The 3262-nt window shown below is 53.7% G+C and carries 4 protein-coding genes; 1 reads left to right on the forward strand and 3 read right to left on the reverse strand.

Going from position 1 to position 3262, the window contains the following annotated elements; translation table 11 throughout:
• Positions 1-459: hypothetical protein (locus tag GX135_02630; protein ID NLN84986.1), on the forward strand; the 459-nt coding region annotated here is incomplete at its 5' end.
• A 26-nt stretch (positions 460-485) separates the two neighbouring features.
• Here GX135_02630 and mnmG read toward each other — a convergent pair.
• The 3 genes from mnmG to queD all read right to left on the reverse strand — a co-directional run.
• Positions 486-2315 carry a tRNA uridine-5-carboxymethylaminomethyl(34) synthesis enzyme MnmG gene (gene mnmG, locus GX135_02635; GenBank protein ID NLN84987.1) on the reverse strand — a complete coding sequence of 610 codons (1830 nt, stop codon included), beginning with the start codon at positions 2313-2315 and terminating at the stop codon, positions 486-488.
• A complete protein-coding gene (locus GX135_02640; protein ID NLN84988.1) occupies positions 2315-2929 on the reverse strand; it encodes a YihA family ribosome biogenesis GTP-binding protein in 615 nt (204 codons plus the stop codon). Before GX135_02640 ends, mnmG begins: the two co-directional genes overlap by 1 nt.
• On the reverse strand, positions 2913-3262 hold a 350-nt coding region (gene queD / locus GX135_02645), incomplete at its 5' end, for a 6-carboxytetrahydropterin synthase QueD (protein ID NLN84989.1). The genes queD and GX135_02640, both read right to left, overlap by 17 nt.

Genomic DNA, 3262 nt, shown 5'->3' on the forward strand with positions numbered 1-3262 from the left:
AACGTTGGGACCGAATTGGTTTACGCACTTTCGGACACCTATCCCAAACACACGCTTGGCGGCTCGGCAATGGTGAAACCCTTTGACAACCTGTCTTTATGGGTATCTGGAACCTGGAATCATAAAGGTTACAGGCGGCAGACGGTGGAAGTGTTTCCAGGATATTTCACGCTCTTGGACAATCAATATATTGTTGCCAACGCGGGGCTGGACTTCACCCCCGCTCCGAGCTTTAAAATATCGATGGGAAGCGGCTTGAGCACCTACGAAAAACTGGAAAGTTCAGCGGAATTGAGCTACTTTGGAAATCTGCGCTATGAGTTTAAGCCGGATTGGTTTTTATATCTGGGCTTAAAATCAGCCCAAACGCAGGAGGAAGCTTCCACTTGGACTGCTCCGCTGGGGGAATTAAGAAAGGATTTGTCCACGGTTTATATGAAACTGAGCGTCACCATTTGATTTTTGCGCAGGCGGATTGAGATAGTTTATTTTCCGGTTCGGCGCAGCCAGACCAAGAGCGCCGCGGTATCGGTGTAATTGACTCCGGGGATGCGCATTGCCTGTCCCAGGCTGCGAGGCTTGATTTTTGCCAGTTTTTCCCGGGCTTCCCAGGCGATGGTTTCGATGCTTTGATAGTCGATATCTTCATCAAGGATAAGGTCTTCCGCGGCTTTAAAGCGCTGCAGTTCATCCTCGGCGCGTTTTAGGTAGCCTTCATATTTGATTTCGAGTTCGCAGCGGCGGAGGATGTCTGGTGTGACCTCCGGGGAAGGCTTGTAGCCATATTTTTCAAGCTCTTGCAGGGATACTTCCGGCCTCTTGAGTAACGCGGCAAATTTTTGGGGTTCGCGAAGGTCGGGATGAGGCAGGGTTTTCTCGCTTTTGAGGCGCTCCAATTCCTGCTTTTTCAGTTCCATGGTGCGCTGGAATCGTTGCCAGCGCTGCTCTGAAAGCAGTCCCAATTCATGTCCCAGAGGCATGAGACTTTCGTCGCGATTGTCCTGACGCAGCAGCAGCCTGTATTCCGCGCGAGATGTAAACATGCGGTAGGGTTCGTTGGTGCCGCGGGTGACAAGATCGTCAATCAGCACCCCAATATAGGCTTGGGAGCGGCTCAGAATGATGGGTTCGCGCCCTTCCAGAGCCAGGGTGGCGTTTATGCCAGCCATAATGCCCTGCGCGGCGGCTTCTTCATAGCCGGAACTGCCATTGATTTGTCCCGCCAGCCAAAGACCTTTAATCCGTCTGCATTGCAGGCTGGAATCGATTTCGGCGGGGTCGATGCAATCGTATTCGATGGCGTAGGCGTGACGCATCACGCGTGCGTTTTCCAAGCCGGGGATGCTGTGCAGGATTCTTTCCTGGATGTCTGGCGGCAAAGAGGTGGAAACGCCATTCACATAGGCTTCAAAGGTGTTCAAGCCTTCCGGTTCGATGAAAACTTGGTGGGTATCACGCTGGGGAAATTTTACGATTTTGTCTTCAATGGAAGGGCAATAGCGAGGCCCGATGCCTTGGATTATACCGCCGTAAAGTGAAGATAGATGGAGGTTTTGGCTGATGATGGCATGCGTTTCGGGGGTGGTGCGCGTCATGTAGCAGCTCACGCGGTTTTGCAGGGTGATGTCACGATACCAGGAAAAACCTTCGGGATCGGGGTCGCCGGGCTGCTCTTCCAATTTGGAAAAATCGAGGCTGCGCATATCCACCCGGGGTGGGGTGCCGGTTTTGAAGCGTTCGAGCTTAAAGCCATGACGCAGAAGGTCTTGGGAGAGTTCATTGGCGGCAGGCTCACCGCTGCGACCGCCGGAAACGGAGATTTTGCCCACGTGAATCATGCCGCGCAGGAAGGTTCCGGGTGCCAGGATGACCTGCCCAGCGCGGTATTCCTTGCCCAGATTGCAGCGCACACCCACGGTTCTGCCTTTTTCCACAATGATTTGGGAGATGGAAGCCTCGATGAGGCTGAGGTTTTCCTGGTGTTCCACCTGCTCGCGCATAAGCTGGGAATAGAGGTTGCGATCATTTTGGGCACGCGGAGCCCAGACTGCCGGGCCTTTGCTGCGGTTCAACATTCGAAAATGGATTCCGGAAAGGTCGGCGATGTGGCCAAGCTCTCCGCCCAGAGCATCTATCTCTCTGGCAAGGTGACCTTTGGCGGGTCCACCGATGGAAGGATTGCAGCTCAGACGGCCGATGGATTCCAGTTTCAGCACAAAGAGCGCGGTTTTCGCGCCCCGGCGGGCTGCAGCCAAAGCGGCTTCCACCCCGGCATGGCCTCCGCCCACCACGATTAGGTCAAAATCATGTGGCATCAGGGTTTAGCACGCTGGCCAATCCACTCGTAGAGCGGCTCCAATCCGGTGTTTTTAAGCGCCGAAACGGCTGTGATGGGTGCATTTCCCAGCCCCAATCCGTGGGCAAGAAGCTTCAGGGTTTTGGCAAGCTTTGTTTTGGGAATTTTGTCTGCCTTGGTGGCGACCACGCAGTGGTCGATGCCGCGCAAACGGAGCAGTTCCAACATCAGAATATCCTTGGGATCGGCTTCACGGCGGATGTCCACAAGCACAATCATGCCCCTAACTTGTTCCCGCTGTTCAAAATAGTGATCCAACATGCGGCGCCATTTTTCCTGTTCAGCCTGGGAAACTTCGGCATAGCCATAGCCGGGAAGGTCGGTAAGCTGCAGGCGTCCCTGGCTTTCGTCACTGTCGTCCTTCCAGCGGATGAGGAAGAAATTCAGCAGGCGTGTTTTGCCTGGTGTACCGCTGGTTTTGGCGAGTTTACTGTTGTTTGTGAGCAGGTTGATGAGGGTGGATTTTCCCACATTGCTGCGTCCGGCAAAGGCAAATTCCGGATAGGCGCTGGCGGGATAATCCGCTGGCTCCACCGCGCTTTTCACGAAAAAGGATTCAACGAAGCGGACCATAATAAACCACACTGGAAGATGGGGATTCGCAGATTTCGACCTCCGCCACCTGAATTAAGGGATTCGCAAGCTTATTTTCCATGCGCTCAAAGATGTGCCGTGCCAGGTTTTCGGAAGTGGGATTGATGTCCTTAAACTCTGGCAGGTCATTCAAATAGGCATGATCAAGCTCGTCTGTGATTTGTTTGAGCAGGCCTTTGATGAGACCAAAATCCATCGCCATGCCAATGTCATCGAGTTTTTTGGATGTAAGTGCCACCCGCACAGTCCAGTTATGGCCATGCAGGTTGCTGCAGGCACCTTCGTATCCGCAGAGACGATGGGCGGCGCTGA

The organism is Candidatus Cloacimonadota bacterium, from assembly GCA_012522635.1.
Taxonomy (GTDB): Bacteria; Cloacimonadota; Cloacimonadia; order Cloacimonadales; family Cloacimonadaceae; genus Syntrophosphaera.